16 protein-coding genes and 1 tRNA gene are annotated in these 16,090 nt (G+C 52.9%); 9 read left to right on the top strand and 8 right to left on the bottom strand.

The annotated features are described in order from the left end of the window. Nucleotides 1-5: 5 nt before the first annotated feature. On the top strand, nucleotides 6-188 hold the full coding sequence (locus tag KO503_RS12585) for a DUF4169 family protein (RefSeq protein ID WP_215991896.1): 183 nt from the start codon (nucleotides 6-8) through the stop codon (nucleotides 186-188). Then, complete coding sequence (locus KO503_RS12590) at nucleotides 185-430, top strand: ribbon-helix-helix domain-containing protein (RefSeq protein WP_215991897.1); 246 nt, start codon at nucleotides 185-187, stop codon at nucleotides 428-430. Before KO503_RS12585 ends, KO503_RS12590 begins: the two co-directional genes overlap by 4 nt. Here the strand turns inward: KO503_RS12590 and KO503_RS12595 are convergent. From KO503_RS12595 to cysS, 3 genes are read right to left on the bottom strand one after another with little or no spacing between them, the layout of a single operon-like run. Then, entirely contained in the window at nucleotides 403-1,194 is a 792-nt protein-coding gene (locus tag KO503_RS12595; RefSeq protein WP_215991898.1) for a squalene/phytoene synthase family protein, read from the bottom strand. The genes KO503_RS12590 and KO503_RS12595 overlap by 28 nt on opposite strands. Further along, nucleotides 1,194-2,825 carry a citramalate synthase gene (gene cimA / locus KO503_RS12600; protein WP_215991899.1) on the bottom strand — a complete coding sequence of 544 codons (1,632 nt, stop codon included), beginning with the start codon at nucleotides 2,823-2,825 and terminating at the stop codon, nucleotides 1,194-1,196. The genes KO503_RS12595 and cimA overlap by 1 nt, the downstream gene beginning before the upstream one ends. Beyond that, on the bottom strand, nucleotides 2,825-4,282 hold the full coding sequence (gene cysS, locus KO503_RS12605; RefSeq protein WP_215991900.1) for a cysteine--tRNA ligase: 1,458 nt from the start codon (nucleotides 4,280-4,282) through the stop codon (nucleotides 2,825-2,827). Before cysS ends, cimA begins: the two co-directional genes overlap by 1 nt. Nucleotides 4,283-4,469: 187 nt before the next feature. On the opposite strand from cysS, the gene mazG reads away from it, so the two are divergent. The 3 genes from mazG (at nucleotide 4,470) to KO503_RS12620 (ending at nucleotide 7,135) form a co-directional block, all read left to right on the top strand. Beyond that, nucleotides 4,470-5,303 (top strand): nucleoside triphosphate pyrophosphohydrolase, encoded by an 834-nt coding sequence (gene mazG, locus KO503_RS12610; RefSeq protein WP_215991901.1) that lies wholly within the window; start codon nucleotides 4,470-4,472, stop codon nucleotides 5,301-5,303. Nucleotides 5,304-5,403: 100 nt separating this feature from the next. Then, a complete protein-coding gene (locus KO503_RS12615; protein WP_215991902.1) occupies nucleotides 5,404-6,405 on the top strand; it encodes a Fe(3+) ABC transporter substrate-binding protein in 1,002 nt (333 codons plus the stop codon). Between the two features lie 244 nt (nucleotides 6,406-6,649). Then, the gene (locus tag KO503_RS12620; RefSeq protein WP_215991903.1) at nucleotides 6,650-7,135 is read left to right on the top strand and encodes a GNAT family N-acetyltransferase; all 486 of its coding nucleotides are present in this window, start codon (nucleotides 6,650-6,652) and stop codon (nucleotides 7,133-7,135) included. A 79-nt stretch (nucleotides 7,136-7,214) separates the two neighbouring features. Here the strand turns inward: KO503_RS12620 and rnd are convergent, their stop codons facing one another. The 3 genes from rnd to purM all read right to left on the bottom strand — a co-directional run bounded on the left by rnd (nucleotide 7,215) and on the right by purM (nucleotide 10,146). Further along, nucleotides 7,215-8,372, bottom strand: a complete 1,158-nt coding sequence (gene rnd / locus KO503_RS12625; protein ID WP_215991904.1) for a ribonuclease D — start codon at nucleotides 8,370-8,372, stop codon at nucleotides 7,215-7,217. A gap of 126 nt (nucleotides 8,373-8,498) precedes the next feature. Then, nucleotides 8,499-9,086 (bottom strand): phosphoribosylglycinamide formyltransferase, encoded by a 588-nt coding sequence (gene purN / locus KO503_RS12630; RefSeq protein ID WP_215991905.1) that lies wholly within the window; start codon nucleotides 9,084-9,086, stop codon nucleotides 8,499-8,501. A gap of 13 nt (nucleotides 9,087-9,099) precedes the next feature. After that, on the bottom strand, nucleotides 9,100-10,146 hold the full coding sequence (gene purM / locus KO503_RS12635; protein WP_215991906.1) for a phosphoribosylformylglycinamidine cyclo-ligase: 1,047 nt from the start codon (nucleotides 10,144-10,146) through the stop codon (nucleotides 9,100-9,102). A 558-nt stretch (nucleotides 10,147-10,704) separates the two neighbouring features. Here purM and KO503_RS12640 point away from each other — a divergent pair. The 4 genes from KO503_RS12640 (at nucleotide 10,705) to KO503_RS12655 (ending at nucleotide 14,112) form a co-directional block, all read left to right on the top strand. Beyond that, nucleotides 10,705-10,781 (top strand) — tRNA-Ile (locus KO503_RS12640). A 226-nt stretch (nucleotides 10,782-11,007) separates the two neighbouring features. Next, nucleotides 11,008-12,873 carry an ABC-F family ATP-binding cassette domain-containing protein gene (locus tag KO503_RS12645; RefSeq protein WP_215991907.1) on the top strand — a complete coding sequence of 622 codons (1,866 nt, stop codon included), beginning with the start codon at nucleotides 11,008-11,010 and terminating at the stop codon, nucleotides 12,871-12,873. A 2-nt stretch (nucleotides 12,874-12,875) separates the two neighbouring features. After that, the gene (locus KO503_RS12650) at nucleotides 12,876-13,502 is read left to right on the top strand and encodes a MarC family protein (RefSeq protein ID WP_215991908.1); all 627 of its coding nucleotides are present in this window, start codon (nucleotides 12,876-12,878) and stop codon (nucleotides 13,500-13,502) included. Nucleotides 13,503-13,533: 31 nt separating this feature from the next. Beyond that, the gene (locus tag KO503_RS12655) at nucleotides 13,534-14,112 is read left to right on the top strand and encodes a retropepsin-like aspartic protease family protein (protein ID WP_215991909.1); all 579 of its coding nucleotides are present in this window, start codon (nucleotides 13,534-13,536) and stop codon (nucleotides 14,110-14,112) included. 4 nt (nucleotides 14,113-14,116) lie between these two features. On the opposite strand, the gene KO503_RS12660 is transcribed toward KO503_RS12655, so the two are convergent. Further along, nucleotides 14,117-14,596 (bottom strand): DNA polymerase III subunit chi, encoded by a 480-nt coding sequence (locus KO503_RS12660; RefSeq protein ID WP_215991910.1) that lies wholly within the window; start codon nucleotides 14,594-14,596, stop codon nucleotides 14,117-14,119. A gap of 3 nt (nucleotides 14,597-14,599) precedes the next feature. Beyond that, entirely contained in the window at nucleotides 14,600-16,072 is a 1,473-nt protein-coding gene (locus KO503_RS12665; protein WP_215991911.1) for a leucyl aminopeptidase, read from the bottom strand. Nucleotides 16,073-16,090 lie beyond the last annotated feature (18 nt).

Raw genomic sequence — 16,090 nt, forward strand, 5'->3', positions numbered from 1 at the left:
ACCCCATGAGTACAGTTATAAATCTAAATCAGTTTCGCAAACAAAAAGCGCGTGCCACCAAGCGCGCGCAAGCCGATGAAAATTCTGTGAAATTCGGGCGCACAAAAACGCAAAAGGACTTGGAAAAGGCCGAGAAAGCCAAGGCGAAGGCCTTGCTCGATGGGCATAAAACGGATCACATCGAATGACCGAGGCTTTAATCGGACGCCCCGTCAAACGCTCCCTGACCCTGCATGGTCATCGCACATCGGTGTCACTAGAAGATCCGTTCTGGACAGCCTTTCGTGACATAGCCCGAGAAACAGGCAAGCCAATCAATGTCTTAGCGGCAGAAATCGATAACATGCGCGGTGTCGAAAGCGGATTGGCCTCAGCCATTCGCGTCTACGTCTTAAGCTACTATCAAACAAAGGCCCAAGACGGTACCTGAGACACAAACGTCAAACGCAAAGACTGGCGCAAATGCGTCATGCTCAATCGTCCATCAATGACGGCGCTTGGGTCTTTGACAACGACCTTCAACAGCGGCAGATGGGTCATCGCATCATTCAACGGCGCGCGAGCGGATTTACTCAAACCTGCCAAGACGCCCCCAGAACCGCGCACAGCGTCAAGCGCTTCGGCGGCAAGGTCTGCAACGGCACTCAAGCGGCCGTCAATAAGCGGCACGCGACCCATCTCTTGCAGCTTTGGAACAGCTGCAAAATAGCGTACCAGTGCACCGGCATATCCCATATTTACCAATATGTTACAGGCCTCACTTGAAGCCCCCAGCAAGCGAGAGGCTTGCACCAAAGGCAGCGCGTAGCTGTTGGTCAAATAGATTTTAAATGCATCTATATCGTCATGCGGGTCTTTATAAATATCCCACTGGCGTGCGGTGACTGTCGCATCCAAGGCCTGTGCCGCCTCTGCATCTAAAACCCCAGCCAAAGGCCGCGCAACCTCGTGAGCGCGCGGGTCTTTGCCGTCAATTTTCTCTTGCAAAACATCGCGCCAAAACTGCAATCGCATCTCGGCGATCATGCTTTCTTTGGTCAGCCACGGTGCTTTTGCCACTTCCAAGCAAAAGGCATGAATTGGAAACAACACGTCACGGGCAGGCACAGGTGCGGCCATGGTGGCGCGAAAACGTTCTTGATCGGCGGTTTTCACCAATTCAGCACAGGCTTGGATGTCTTGCGCTTGCGCCATTATTCTGCACCAAGGGCTTGCGCCCCGTCACGCACAAGTTTCCAATTGATCGCATCAAGAAGCGCCTCAAAGGACGCGTCTATGATGTTCGACGACACGCCCACAGTCGACCAACGCCGCCCGATGCTGTCCTCGTGATCAATGATCACGCGCGTGCGCGCCTCTGTGCCACCTTGGGTTATTCTGACTTTATAATCAACAAGTTCCATGTCTTCTATCAGGCTTTGATATGGCCCAAGATCTTTGACCAAAGCTTTAGCCAAGGCGTTCACGGGTCCACCGTCAGTGCCATCCGCCATGATGCCTTCCGAGACCGACAGCAACCGTTCGCCGCCTATGTTGACCACCACAGTCGCCTCGGACAGGTGGTTCATCTCTCCACGAGAATCCAAGCGCCGCTCGACTGTGGCGCGGTAACGTTCAACAGAAAAGAACACAGGCAGCAGGCCGATTTCTTGACGCGCGAGCAATTCAAACGAGGCCTGCGCAGTGTCAAAGGAATATCCAACACCCTCTAAACCTTTGATACGATCCAAAATACGCCCCATCGCAGGGTCGCCCTTGGGCAGGTTCAACCCCATATCGCCAAGACGTTTGCGCAGATTCGATTGCCCCGCTTGGTTCGACATCGGCACGATCCGCGCATTGCCAACCAGTTCTGGCGGCACGTGTTCATATGTGGTCGGGTCTTTCAAAATCGCTGAGGCATGCAGGCCCGCTTTATGCGCAAAAGCCGACGCCCCAACATAGGGCGCGGAGCGTTGCGGCACGCGGTTTAAGATATCATCCAACATGCGCGAGACCTGCACGAGACCTTCCAAAGCATCCATCGTCACGCCGGTTTCCAGCGTCGATTTATAGGGTTCCTTGAGCAGCAATGTCGGGATCAGCGAGACCAAATTGGCATTGCCACAGCGTTCGCCCAAACCGTTCAGCGTGCCTTGAATCTGACGTGCGCCCGCATTGACCGCCGCCAAAGAATTGGCGATGGCATTGCCTGTGTCATCATGGGTGTGAATGCTCACATGATCGCCCGGAATGCCGCTTGCGATCACGTCCAAAGTGATTTTGTAGACCTCGGCGGGCAAGGTGCCGCCATTGGTATCGCACAGCACAATCCAGCGTGCGCCCGCGTCATAGGCCGCTTTCAGGCATGACAGCGCGTAGTCAGGGTTGGCTTTGTAGCCGTCAAAGAAATGTTCAGCATCAAACAACGCCTCGCGGCCATGTTTGACGAGATGTTTGAACGACGCCGAAATGTTTTCAAGGTTTTCGTCTAACGTGATGCCAAGAGCTGTGGTCACGTGGAAATCATGGGTTTTGCCGACCAAGCAAACAGCATCTGTGCCCGCGTTCATCACACCCGCTAGCACTTCGTCATTTTCAGCCGAGCGCCCTGCCCGTTTGGTCATACCGAACGCAAGAAACGTGGCTTTGGTTTTAGGCGCATTTTCGAAAAATTCGGAATCTGTCGGGTTGGCACCGGGCCAGCCGCCTTCGATATAATCCACCCCAAGCGCATCCAGCGCATCGGTGATCATGTATTTCTCAGGTGTCGAAAACTGAACGCCTTGGGTCTGCTGACCATCGCGTAATGTGGTGTCGAAAAGGTAGAGGCGATCTTTGGTCATCAGAGCAGCCCTTCTAATTTCGAAGCATCGAATTTGGGACCTGCTTCAAGTTCAACGCCCGTTTTGGAGATACGGACCTCAACGCCAGCGTCTAAGAGTGCGGTTTTGAGCGCATCGACAGGAGTGAAGTCTTTGGTTTCCATGGCTGAAGCGCGCAGGGCATGAAGTTTGCTCTCCAATTTACCAAGGTCAGGAGTAATAATCCGTTCCATGGCATTCGAAAAAGAACGATTTGCACTCATATTACCTTGGTTCAACCCAAGAAGCTCCAGTGAAGCTTTAAATACTGATAGCATTCTTTCATCACTTTGAGCTTCTTTAAACAGAGTGTGAAGTCTGGCGATAGCTAAAGGTGTGTTCAAGTCACTCGCTAAAGCCGCCACGACTTCAGGATCGGGATCGCTTTCATCTAGATTTTTGAGTACTATCCCTACTGAGGTCAAAGCGGCTCCCCACTTTTCAAGCGTCTTTCTAGCCTGATCCGCCTTTTCCTGTGTCCAGTCCATCGGCTTGCGGTAATGCGTGCTGAGAAACACAAAGCGAATGACATCGCCGGACACGCCTTGATCGAGCAAATCCCGCACGGTGAAAAAGTTGCCCAAAGACTTAGACATCTTCTTGCCTTCGACCTGTAGCATTTCGTTGTGCAGCCAGTAGTTGGCAAATCCGCCACCGTCCTCTGCGTGGCCTGACGCACAACAGCTTTGGGCTATTTCGTTTTCGTGGTGTGGGAACATCAAATCGTTGCCGCCGCCATGAATATCAAAGGTTTCGCCCAGCAAGTCCTGCGCCATGGCAGAACATTCGATATGCCATCCAGGGCGACCTTTGCCCCATGGACTGTCCCACCCAGGAGTGTCGGCATCAGAGGGCTTCCACAGCACAAAATCCATAGGATCGCGTTTATTGTCAGCAATCTCGACCCGCGCGCCAGCAATCATGTCGTCTGTGTTGCGGCCAGAAAGATCACCATAATGCGGATAGCTGTTCACGGAAAACAACACATGACCAGCGCCGTCCGCATAGGCGTGCCCTTTGGCGATCAAATCTGCGATCATCGTGATCATTTGATCGATGTATTCTGTCGCACGGGGCATGTGATCAGGGTCCATCGCGCCAACGGCTTGCATGTCGTCGAGATACCACTGGGTTGTCTCATCCGTGATGTCGCGAATAGATCGGCCTGTTTCGGCGGCCTTGGCGTTGATTTTATCATCCACGTCGGTGAAATTGCGCACATAGGTGACGTGATCAGCCCCGTAAACATGGCGCAGCAAGCGGTTGAGCACATCAAACACAATCACTGGCCGCGCATTGCCAATATGGGCGCGATCATAGACCGTCGGCCCACAGACATACATCCGGACATTTTGCGCATCGATGGGTGTAAACACCTCTTTCTTGCGGGTTTTCGTGTTCGTCAAACGGATGACTGTGTCGGTGTTCGCGTTGGTCATAGCTCTTCCTTCGGGTGTCCCCGCGGGCATATCAGCTTCATTCAATAGAGAAAAGAGACCAGAGACCCGCGTGACAATGTCAGCGGATAATGCAGCAAATAATAAGGGTGCAGTTTTGGGTCATGACATTTGTTTAGCAGCGCAAACTGGACTTGCAAAGCCCCCTATTTGACCGCAACTTAGCGCCATGACACAAAATCCAAATCGCGATCCTATTTTCGAGGTGCCCGAGGGCATCGAACAATTGCTTGAAATTATGAAGCGTCTGCGCGACCCAGAGGGCGGCTGCCCGTGGGATATTGAGCAAACGTTTGAAACCATAGCGCCCTTTTCGATTGAGGAAGCCTATGAGGTCGAAGATGCGATCAAACGCGGCGACATGACCGATTTGCAGTCAGAGCTTGGGGATTTGTTGTTTCAATCGGTGTTTCAATCGCAAATCGCCGCCGACAAAGGCCTATTTGATTTCCAAGATGTTGCCAAAACCATCGCCGCAAAAATGATTGATCGGCATCCACATGTGTTTGGCGATCAAAGCAATAAAAAGTCGTCAGAGCAACAAACCATTGACTGGGAAGTGCAAAAAGCCGCCGAACGCGAGCGCAGAGGCGAAACGCGGGTGCTGGATGGGGTTGCCATGGGCTTGCCCGCCTTGATGCGCGCGCAAAAATTGCAAAAGCGCGCCGCCCGTGTCGGTTTTGACTGGCCTGATGTCAGCCATGTGATCGACAAAATTGTTGAGGAATCCGCCGAACTGGTCGAGGCCCGCGACACCAAAACACCCGAAGATGTCTATGAAGAATACGGGGACATGCTGTTTGTGATGGTCAATTTGGGGCGCCATCTGGGAATCGAGACAGAGGAAGCCTTGCGTGCAGCAAATGATAAATTCACCAGACGTTTCAATGCCGTAGAAGACAGGCTTAAACAAATTGGCAAAACGCCATCTGACAGTGACTTGGCTGAAATGGATCAACTTTGGGACGAAGTTAAGGTGATCGACAAGCAGGGGCTTTTGTAGCGACATTTCACCACAAGCGACAATACCCGATTTTTATAATCAGGTATTGACCCGAGCAATTTTGTCAGATTAAAAGTCCCCAACAACATTGGAGCCTTTTATGACACTTCGGACAACAATCTTAGCCACGACACTTTTGGCAGCCACCCCTGCGCTTGCTGACGTAAACGTCTATTCTTACCGCCAGCCTGAGCTGATTGCCCCTTTGACAGATGCGTTTACAGCGCAAACAGGTATCCCTGTAAATGTTGCTTTTCTTGATTCAGGCCTCACTGAGCGCCTGAAAGCCGAAGGTGATCGGTCCCCTGCGGATGTGATCTTAACCGTGGACATTTCGCGCATTGCCGAAGCTGTGGACGCAGGCGTGACCCAACCCATTGAGACAGAGACACTGAAAGCCAACGTCCCCGCCGCCTACCATGATCCAGCGGGTCACTGGTGGGGTGTAACCACCCGCGCACGTGTGGTTTACGCGTCAAGAGAAGCTGTCGCAGATGGCGAAATCACAACTTACGAAGATTTGGCTGACCCTAAATGGGCAGGCCGCATTTGCACCCGTTCAGGAACAAACTCTTACATGATCGGTCTCACATCGGCCTATCTCGTCCATCACGGTGCAGAAGAAACCAAAACATGGCTCGAAGGTTTAAAATCAAACCTTGCACGCAAACCACAGGGCAATGACCGCGCGCAAGTGAAAGCGATCTGGGCTGGCGAATGCGACATCTCAATCGGCAACACATACTACATGGGCCAAATGCTGGCCGACCCAGAGCAAAAAGAATGGGCAGATGCAGTGCGTCTTGAATTCCCAGTCTTTGAAGGCGGCGGAACCCACGTGAATATCTCTGGTGTAGCTCTCACAAAAGCATCGAAAAACATCGAAGAAGCCACTCAATTTATTGAATATTTGACATCTCCAGAGGCACAGGAAATCTACGCGGAAGCCAACAGCGAATATCCAATCGCGCCGGGGTCGAAGCCAACCGATTTGGTTGCGAGCTGGGGATCGTTTGAACCCGATGATCTGAACTTGATGGCCATTGCCAACGTGCGCGCAGAGGCTCTGCGCTTGACCCAAGAAGTCGACTACGACGGCTAAGTCAAACACAGGCATCTTTGAAATGAGATGAAAGCCCGTCTTGTGTAAAAGCACGAGGCGGGTCTTTTTTTGGCTTGACCTGCCCTCGATCCTTGGGCAGGTTCGGCGCATGAAAACACCATTCGCCACAACGCAGTATTATTTCCGTTCCTCATAGGGTGCGGCTATGTGACATAACAAAAGCCGCCGCAGCAGGGCGGCTTTTGTATTTTTGGGCTCTTGCATGCGGCAATAGGAGACCAAAATGATTGAGACTTTAGAACGCAAGACCGCAGCTTCAGACATCACCATTCGCCCTGCCCGACGATCCGATTGTCGTGCCGTTGCGCGGATGATCGAAGAACTGGCCAAACACCACGGCGACGTGCCATTGATTTCCGAAGACGCCCTACGCGCCAGCGTGTTCACGACAGAACCTTGGTTGACAATCCTTGTGGCCGAGCGCGAAGAACGACTGGTGGGCTACGCTGGTTTGGTGCGCGGCTTTAAACTACACTTCGGGCAACGCACATTGGACCTGCATCACCTTTTCATTGCGCCCAACATGCGCGGTAAAGGTGTTGGTCGCCAGCTGATTGACGCATCCATCAGTACGGCTCGCGCGCTTGACTGTGTGGAATTGACCGTAGGCACGCAAAGCCACAATACAGCCGCGCAAGACGCATACGCCGCCTGTGGATTTGCTAAAGTACAGCGCGCGGGCGATGTTCAATTTGTAATGAATCTGTAATCAGGCAAGTAAAAAGGCGCAAAACCGTCAGACAGTCACCGATTTTGCGCCTTTCAAATATCGAATAAAAACGCTGCTGTTAGAGCGCGATAACATCAACCTTTTGGCCTTTGACAGCCAAGCCAATCTCGCCTTTGCACAACCGCATAGCATCATCGCCAAACACTTCAGCACGCCAACCACTGAGCGAGGGCACATCGCGCTTACCAGCTGCGATCATATCCAGCTCAGCGGATGAGGCGATCATTTTAGCCGCCACATTGGCATTGTCGGATTTGGCTTTCAGCAACACCCGCAGCATATCGGCCAAAGCAGGGTTCACTTGCAATTTGTCGCGGTCCATATCCACTTTGGGCATTTGCTCAGGAGTGTATTTGGCCGCTGCCGAGATGGCCGTAATAATACCGTCAGCGATGTCACCCTTACGGGCTTCGCGTAGCAACAGACGAGACCGTGATAGATCCTCTGCATTTTTGGGCTTGGTCGAGGCCAATTCCAGCATCGCATCGTCTTTGTAAACACGGTTGCGAGGAATGTCGCGTGTCTGCGAATACTCTTCGCGAAAAGCGGCCAGTTCTTTAACAGCCGCCAAGAATTTACCAGAGCTGGTGCGTGTTTTCACACGCTTCCAAGCGTCTTCAGGTTTGACCACATAGGTGCCAGGCGTCAACAAGATCTGCATCTCTTCGTTGACCCACTTCTCGCGATCCGCCTTTTTGATCTCAGCGGATAAAAATTCGTAAATCATCCGTAAATGCGTCACATCAGCCAGCGCGTATGTTTCTTGTGCTGGCGTCAACGGGCGGCGCGACCAGTCGGTAAAACGTGATGTTTTATCAAGACTTTGCTTGGCAATTTTGCGCACCAAAGTCTCATAACCAACTTGTTCGCCAAAGCCACAGACCATCGCCGCAACTTGGGTATCAAACAATGGCTTGGGGATTACGCCGCCTTGAATGTAGAAAATTTCCAAATCTTGGCGCGCGGCGTGAAACACTTTGACCACGTTTTCATCGCGAAACAGCGTGTAAAGCGGTTCCAAATCGATGTCTTTGGCCAGAGGGTCCACCAAAACGGCGTCTTCTTCGTTGTCGCCAGTGACCGCCAACTGTACGAGGCACAGTTTGGAATAATAGGTCCGTTCTCGAAGGAATTCAGTGTCCACAGTCACAAAAGGATATTTTTTGGCGTGGTCGCAAAAGGCTTGAAGCGCCTCAGTCGTTTTGATGGTGATCATGATGTCTTTTCTAAAGTATACGGGGTCATCCCGCAGATCGTTCCCAATTTCTACGCAACTCGGACCAGAATGAAAAGCAGATAGGTCTCGATGTCGAAAACGCGCCCTGATATAGCGCGCGTTTGCCTAAACATCGACCCGTGTGCGATCCCCCGACACAAAGCGCCGCAAAGTCTCAGGATAGAGCCTGTGCTCAACCGGCAAGACCCGTGCGGCCAAGGCATCAGCCGTATCACCTGCCAAGATAGGAACGCGGCCCTGCGCCAAAATAGGCCCGCCATCGAGTTCGGCGGTCACCTCATGCACGGAACACCCCGCCGCCTCATCGCCCGCGTCAATCGCGCGTTGATGAGTGTGCAAGCCTTTGTATTTGGGTAACAAAGATGGATGAATATTCAGCATCTTACCGGCGAAATGCGAGATAAATTCAGGCGTAAGAATACGCATGAACCCAGCCAACGCCACCACATCAGGATCATAAGGTGCGAGCGCCTCCATGACCGCCGTATCAAAAGCTGCGCGATCGCCTTTGTAGTCTTTATGATCCACAACCACTGTCGGAATGCCCAAGGCCTCAGCCTTGGCCAGCCCTCCTGCATCGGGGCGATTGGACAGCACAACGCAAGGCCGCGCAGGGTGATCGCCGGTCATAGACTGCGCCAGCGTCACCATATTAGAGCCACTGCCAGAGATCAGGATCGCAACTTTTTTCACGAAGCCTGCCCTTTTAGACCAATTTGCCAGAATAGCGCACGCCCGCACCTGCCGTCACTGTACCAAGGGTGTAAACGGTTTCGCCCTCACCTTGCAGCAATGCGATGATCGCGTCAGCTTTGTCCGCATCAACAGACAAGACCATACCAACACCTGCATTGAACGTCTTGAGCATTTCAGATTCAGCCAAACCGGCCACATCCGCAATCCAAGCAAACACAGGCGGCAAAGTCCAAGACGACAAATCGATATCTGCGCCTAAACCCTCAGGCAAAACCCGTGGCAAGTTTTCGGTTAAACCGCCGCCCGTGATATGCGCCAGCGCGTGAACGCCACCAGCACGGATAGCCGCCAAAGTTTGTTTCACGTAAAGACGCGTCGGTTTCAAGAGTTCTTCGCCCAAAGACGCCTCGCCGAATGGCGCTTTATCGTCCCAAGCCAGACCAGAGACTTCAACCGTTTTGCGCACGAGAGAATAGCCGTTGGAGTGCACGCCATCTGACGCCAAACCGATCAACACGTCACCTTCTTTGACGCCCGCAGGCAAGTCTTCGCCGCGCTCCATAGCTCCAACGGAGAACCCCGCGAGGTCGAAATCGCCGTCATGGTACATGCCAGGCATCTCGGCAGTCTCGCCGCCGATCAACGCACAGCCGGACAGCTCACAGCCCTTGGCTATACCGTTGATGATGTCTGTCGCTTGATCCAGCTCAAGTTTGCCCGTGGCAAAGTAGTCGAGAAAGAACAAAGGTTCCGCGCCCTGACAGACCAGATCGTTCACACACATGGCCACCAAATCGATGCCGATGGTGGCCATATTGCCCGTGTCAATCGCGATGCGCAGCTTGGTGCCAACACCGTCGGTTGCCGCCACAAGGATCGGATCGGTGTAGCCTGCCCCTTTGAGGTCAAACAAAGCACCAAAACCGCCCAAGCCCGCCATCACGCCTGAACGCGCAGTTTTCTTGGCTGCGGGTTTGATCCGTTCAACAAGCGCATTGCCCGCGTCAATATCCACACCGGCGTCTGCATATGTTAGGCCGTTTTTTGCGTCGCTCATGATCTATAGTCCCCAAACTCACCTGCGGCGTGTGCGTGCTCTCTGTCAGAACACACCGCTTTGTCATCATTTGCCCCGCGCTTTATCGCAGTTCTTGGCGTAAGGAAAGCAAAAGCACCGATTGCTTGTCATAGTCACGCGCGCGGGCTTTACTTAAGGTCAGCGCTGTTTCCATTTTGGCGCTATGATCACAGCCAGTATGTTCAATTTTTTAGCGGCCATAAATACAGTTTTGACGCACAGAGCTGGCAGTGTCCTCGCGCTTTTGGTTTTTATTGCATTCGTGTTGGGCGTATTCGTATTGATCGTACACGTCTTAATCATAAAATTGATCATAAACCTGCGCCTCCCCACGGCGAAATCACAACACATCCCCATCAGACTGCTAATACGAAACACTCAAGCGGATGTTTCGAGCCAGCGACTTTTCGACTGTTATAACTTTATGTCCTGTGCAGGACGGAACATCGTGACCGCAATTAATTGGGGTTCCCCGAACTTTTCTGTCTTCCCCCCCCCTTGACCCGCCTCGCAACTCGCCATATTCACGTCCTCGGCGGGCCTGTAGCTCAACTGGTTAGAGCAGAGCGCTCATAACGCTTTGGTTGCGGGTTCAAGTCCTGCCGGGCCTACCAAACATCCTGTTTACTCCTTATTTTCTAAGGGGTGAAAACAAAACCTGACGCATCGTTTAAAACAGTTCGTCACGTTTTGTTTTAATATAAATCGCTTTGCGTCCCTCCCTGCGATGAACACAGCGCGGACTTTGGCTCGATGAAAAGCTGATAGATTCGGGTTGCGTTTCCAAACTGCTGTAAATCCGCAATTGACCTTATGCCATTCTCATGGCACTCGCTCCCCATGCTTAAAATTCAAGACATCACATATTCGGTTGAAGGGCGCACCCTGTTTGAAGGCGCCACTGTCACCATCCCAACGGGCCACAAGGTTGGTATCGTCGGTCGCAACGGTGCGGGCAAGTCCACGCTGTTTAAATTGTTGCGCGGCGAGATGCCCTTGGACAACGGATCAATCGAGCTGCCCACTCGGGCGCGCATCGGTGGTGTCGCCCAAGAGGTGCCCGGCAACGAGGTGTCTCTTTTGGATACGGTGTTGGCCGAAGACAAAGAGCGCGCATCTTTGATGATCGAATCCGAAACAGCCACAGACCCGATGCGCATCGCAGAAATCCAGACTCGTCTGGCGGATATCGACGCTTGGAGTGCCGAAGGGCGTGCCGCATCTTTATTGCGCGGTCTGGGATTTACCGAAGAAGAAATCTACATGCCCTGCTCTGCCTTTTCTGGTGGCTGGCGGATGCGTGTGGCTTTGGCGGGTGTTTTGTTCTCGCAGCCTGACTTTTTGCTGCTCGACGAGCCGACCAACTACCTCGATCTTGAGGGCGCTTTGTGGCTTGAAACCTATTTGGGCAAATACCCGCATACAGTTTTGCTGATCTCGCACGACCGTGCTCTGCTCAACCGTGCTGTGGACTCGATTGTCCATTTGGAAAGCAAAAAATTAACACTTTACACAGGCGGATATGATGACTTTGCCAAGACCCGCGCCGCAAAGCGCGCTGTCATTGCGGCAGCCGCCAAAAAGCAAGATGCAGCACGTGAGCACCTGCAAAGCTTTGTGGATCGGTTTAAGGCGAAGGCCTCGAAAGCGAAACAAGCCCAGTCTCGTGTAAAACAGCTTGAAAAGATGGAAAAAATCACCGCCCCCGAAGATGCGGCGCGCGTGGTTTTCACCTTCCCAGAGCCCGAAGAATTGTCGCCCCCCATCATCAACATGGAAGGCGCCTCTGTTGGTTATGACGGCAAACAGATTTTGGGCAAACTTGATTTGCGTATCGACCAAGACGACCGTATCGCACTTCTGGGCCGCAACGGTGAAGGCAAATCGACCCTGTCAAAGTTGCTGTCAAATGCGTTGGAGCCCATGGGTGGAAAACTCAAGCGGCACAACAAGTTGCGAATCGGGTTCTTTGCGCAGCACCAAGTCGAAGAGTTGAATTTTGACGAGACCCCGTTGCAGCATTTGGCCCCCGCCATGCCCGGTGTCTTTGGTCCAAAATTGCGCGCAAAACTGGCTGGGTTTGGTTTGGGTGCGGATCAAGCGGACACCAAAGTGGGGCGTCTGTCGGGCGGTCAAAAGGCGCGCTTGTCTTTGTTACTTGCGACACTAGATGCGCCGCATTTGTTGATCCTCGATGAGCCGACCAACCACTTGGACATTGAAAGCCGCGAAGCACTTGTTGAGGCGCTGACCGCTTATACGGGCGCGGTGATTTTGGTCACACACGACATGCACTTGCTCAGCCTTGTGGCGGACCGTTTGTGGTTGGTCAAAGATGGGCGCGTGACCCCTTATGACGACGATTTGGACACCTACCGCAAGCTTTTGCTGCAAGGGGATGACAAAAACAAAGTCGGGCGTAAACCAAAGGCCAAACCCAAGCCTGCGGCCCCTGCCAAACGCGTGTTCACCCGTGATGAAATTCTTGCGCTGCGCTCTGAGGCACGCAAATGTGAACAACGCATGGCCAAAATCAACGAGATGGCGAAAAAGCTTGAAATCAAACTCGCTGATCCTGCACTGTATGATGACAAGCCCTCTGCTGTCTTATGGCAAAAAAAATACAACGAAGTCTGCGATGCCAAAGATCGCGCCGAAGAGTTGTGGATGGCCGCATTGGAGAAACTTGAAAAAGCCGAAAGCTAACCATGGACCTGAACTTCCTGCTGACAGCCTTTGTGACACTTTTTGTGATTATTGATCCAATTGGATTGATGCCTATATTTGTGTCGCTGACAGCAGGATCGAACAGGCAAGCACGCCGCACGATTGCAGTGCGCGCGATTTTAGTCGGGTTCGGTGTACTGATTTTGTTTGGTTTTTTCGGCGAAGCTGTCTTGGGCTTTGCGGGTATTTCCATGCCAGCGTTTCGCATGGCTGGCGGGATTTTATTGTTCCTAACAGCGCTGGATATGTTGTTTGAACGCCGCACCAAACGCCGCGAAGATCAAGCCAACCAACCCGATATTTCCGAAGATGACCCATCTGTTTTCCCACTTGCTACGCCATTGATCGCGGGCCCTGGAGCCATTGCGTCGATGATTTTGTTGACAGGGCAGACAGAGACGACGTTGGCTTTTGCTTCCGTTTTTGGTGTGCTTGCAGTGGTTTTACTGATCGCATTTGCACTGTTTATCATGGGCGGCTTGTTAGAACGCGCTTTGGGGCCGACGGGTGTCAATGTGATCACTCGTATTCTTGGCATGTTGCTTGCGGCCCTGTCTGTGCAATTTATTTTAGATGGTTTGCGTGAGGTGGGCGCATTGCCCTACTGACATCTGCCATCAACGCCCCTATCTATGGGGAATGGACAGTTTTGACACCGCACGTTTTTTCTATCTCGCGATCCTGCTTTGCACAGTGACCGTTTATACGCTTGTGGCCTACAGACGGGCATTGGGGCAAATGCTGCGCCACATGATTTTATGGGCACTGATTTTCATCGGCGTGCTGGCGGGCTATGGCTTATGGCAAGACATTGCGCCACGTCTTGCGCCAGTGCAAATCACCCATGGCAATGGCGTTATTGAAATTCCCAAAGATAGCAGTGGGCAGTTTGTGTTGATCGCAGAGGTGAACGGAACGCCTATCGAATTTCTGGTCGACACAGGCGCGTCTAATGTTGTTTTGTCTCATGCGGATGCTGAAAAAGCAGGGGTCAAGATTGATGATCTGACCTATACGGGCATCGCAAATACAGCAAATGGAGCGGTCAAAACTTCGGTTGTGTCAATTGACACGCTGAATGTTGGTGGCGTGCAAGACAGCGATGTGCGCGCCTATGTGACCGATGGGGATTTGTTTGGATCTTTGCTGGGTATGGATTATTTACACCGGTTCGAAAAGATTGAAATATCACGTCAGAAACTCACTCTAACACGTTGAAGTATCACTCTTCTTTAGGCTTAGGGTGCTGCGCTTTCATTTGCCATTTTCCGCTTTCCTCGGACCAATATTGCGCCTGAGTGCCTGCGGCCGTCAGGCTTTTCCATTGACCGCGCGCATGTTCCAATGCTGCCCCGTCATGACCGTCAAACAAGATACAAACGCGATCTGCTGCGGCGATGTCTTCGGGGGAAATTTCAGCGCCGCCCACACACATAATACAGCGCGCATCATTGCCCTCACTTGCCCCGTCAACAGCAGTCGTGAGCAAGATCGGCTGCGCCGCGTCATGCGCACCGCCCGCCAAACCGTGCGGAAGAAACCCCTCGTGCAGCCACAAGGCCGCATCGAGGGATTTCAATTGTGCTTCAGAGCGGCCTCGCACCTCGACACGCCACCCTGCCCCAAGCGACTTTTCGGCCAAACTTGCCAAAGTCACGGGCAAAGGATTGCGTGTGAGGTGATAGAAAAAGGCCGCCCCCATGATTTAAGCCTCGCCTGCGGCTGTCAGATCATCGATCAGGCGATTGAGCGCCAAAACACCCCATCCAGTCGCACCTTTCGGGGACAAATCTGTCGGCGCCTTAACCGAGGCCACCCCAGCAATATCGAGGTGAATCCAAGGCGTGCCATCTTTGACAAAACGCTGCAAGTATTGCGCGGCCGTGATAGACCCGCCTGCCCGCGTGCCAACGTTTTTCATATCCGCAATGTGAGATTTCAGTTGATCATCATAGGCTTGCCCCAAAGGCATGCGCCATGCGCCCTCGGATTCCGTTGATGCAGATTTGAGGAAGGCATTACAAAACGCATCATTGTTGGAAAACACACCTGCGTTTTCATGGCCAAGTCCAACGATAATCGCCCCTGTCAGGGTCGCCAGATCGATCATGCCACTGGGCGCAAAACGCTCTTGTGTGTACCACATGACATCACACAGAACCATGCGCCCTTCGGCGTCGGTGTTGATGATCTCGACAGTATCGCCTTTCATGGATTTGATCACATCACCGGGGCGGATCGCATTGCCATCGGGCATGTTTTCAACGATGCCGACCAAACCAACCACATTGGCCGGCGCTTTGCGCAGGGCCAGTGATTTCATCACGCCAGAGACAACGCCAGCGCCGCCCATATCCATGGTCATGTCTTCCATGCCACCAGCGGGTTTGATCGAGATGCCGCCTGTATCAAAGACAACGCCTTTGCCAACAAGCGCCAAAGGCGCCTCGTCTTGGCCGCCTTTCCACTGCATCACCACCACCTTGGATGGGCTGCGCGAGCCTTGGCCAACAGCCAGCAAAGTGCGCATGCCGAGGGCTTCCAAGTCGGATTCCTCTAGCACTTCGACCTCGACACCGAGTGTTTCCAAGTCTTTAAGGCGACTTGCGAATTCTGTGGTGGTCAAAACATTTGCCGGTTCGGACACCAGATCACGCGTGAAAAATACTCCTTGTGCCAAAGCCGTCACAGCATCTGCGTCGATGTCTTCGGGTTTGCTCACAGCAAATGTCACCGTTGGCACCTCAGCTGCCGGACCTTCAGATTTGTGATCTGTAAAGGCATAGGCTTTAAGCAAAGCCCCTAGCGCCACATCAGAGGCGCGTTTGACTGAACCGGACAAAACCAAGGCATCTTTTTTATTCAACGCAGCGCCAATCGCAGCCCCAGCTTTGCGGGCCAATTGCGTGCCAGCCGTGCGGTCCAATTTAATGATAAGCACGGCTTCGGCCTCTAAACCCACAGGAAAAGCGAGTTCTTGCAGACCGCCTTCGGCCAGCGCCTCAAAGGCATCACTTGCAACGAACCGCTTCACCGCGCCTTTGGTCAGCTTGTTCACCCGCTGCGCAGGTGCGCTCAACTTGCCATCGGTTGGCACGATCACAGCCACGCGGCCATTGAAGGTTGCGATTGCGTCCAGATCAAGATGGGTCACCGAAAGTGTTGCGGGGGTTGTCATGGGCGTGCTCCTGTTTGG

Source organism: Pacificibacter marinus (genome assembly GCF_018860505.1).
In the GTDB taxonomy this organism is placed as follows: Bacteria; Pseudomonadota; Alphaproteobacteria; order Rhodobacterales; family Rhodobacteraceae; genus Celeribacter; species Celeribacter marinus_B.

Coding starts and splice junctions, on each gene's coding strand:
- KO503_RS12595 (WP_215991898.1), bottom strand. CDS start 1,194: ATGGCGCAAGCGCAAGACATCCAAGCCTGTGCTGAATTGGTGAAAACC.
- KO503_RS12585 (WP_215991896.1), top strand. CDS start 6: ATGAGTACAGTTATAAATCTAAATCAGTTTCGCAAACAAAAAGCGCGT.
- KO503_RS12590 (WP_215991897.1), top strand. CDS start 185: ATGACCGAGGCTTTAATCGGACGCCCCGTCAAACGCTCCCTGACCCTG.
- KO503_RS12645 (WP_215991907.1), top strand. CDS start 11,008: ATGCTTAAAATTCAAGACATCACATATTCGGTTGAAGGGCGCACCCTG.
- KO503_RS12620 (WP_215991903.1), top strand. CDS start 6,650: ATGATTGAGACTTTAGAACGCAAGACCGCAGCTTCAGACATCACCATT.
- KO503_RS12655 (WP_215991909.1), top strand. CDS start 13,534: ATGGACAGTTTTGACACCGCACGTTTTTTCTATCTCGCGATCCTGCTT.
- rnd (WP_215991904.1), bottom strand. CDS start 8,372: ATGATCACCATCAAAACGACTGAGGCGCTTCAAGCCTTTTGCGACCAC.
- KO503_RS12665 (WP_215991911.1), bottom strand. CDS start 16,072: ATGACAACCCCCGCAACACTTTCGGTGACCCATCTTGATCTGGACGCA.
- KO503_RS12615 (WP_215991902.1), top strand. CDS start 5,404: ATGACACTTCGGACAACAATCTTAGCCACGACACTTTTGGCAGCCACC.
- cysS (WP_215991900.1), bottom strand. CDS start 4,282: ATGACCAACGCGAACACCGACACAGTCATCCGTTTGACGAACACGAAA.
- KO503_RS12660 (WP_215991910.1), bottom strand. CDS start 14,596: ATGGGGGCGGCCTTTTTCTATCACCTCACACGCAATCCTTTGCCCGTG.
- mazG (WP_215991901.1), top strand. CDS start 4,470: ATGACACAAAATCCAAATCGCGATCCTATTTTCGAGGTGCCCGAGGGC.
- cimA (WP_215991899.1), bottom strand. CDS start 2,825: ATGACCAAAGATCGCCTCTACCTTTTCGACACCACATTACGCGATGGT.
- KO503_RS12650 (WP_215991908.1), top strand. CDS start 12,876: ATGGACCTGAACTTCCTGCTGACAGCCTTTGTGACACTTTTTGTGATT.
- purM (WP_215991906.1), bottom strand. CDS start 10,146: ATGAGCGACGCAAAAAACGGCCTAACATATGCAGACGCCGGTGTGGAT.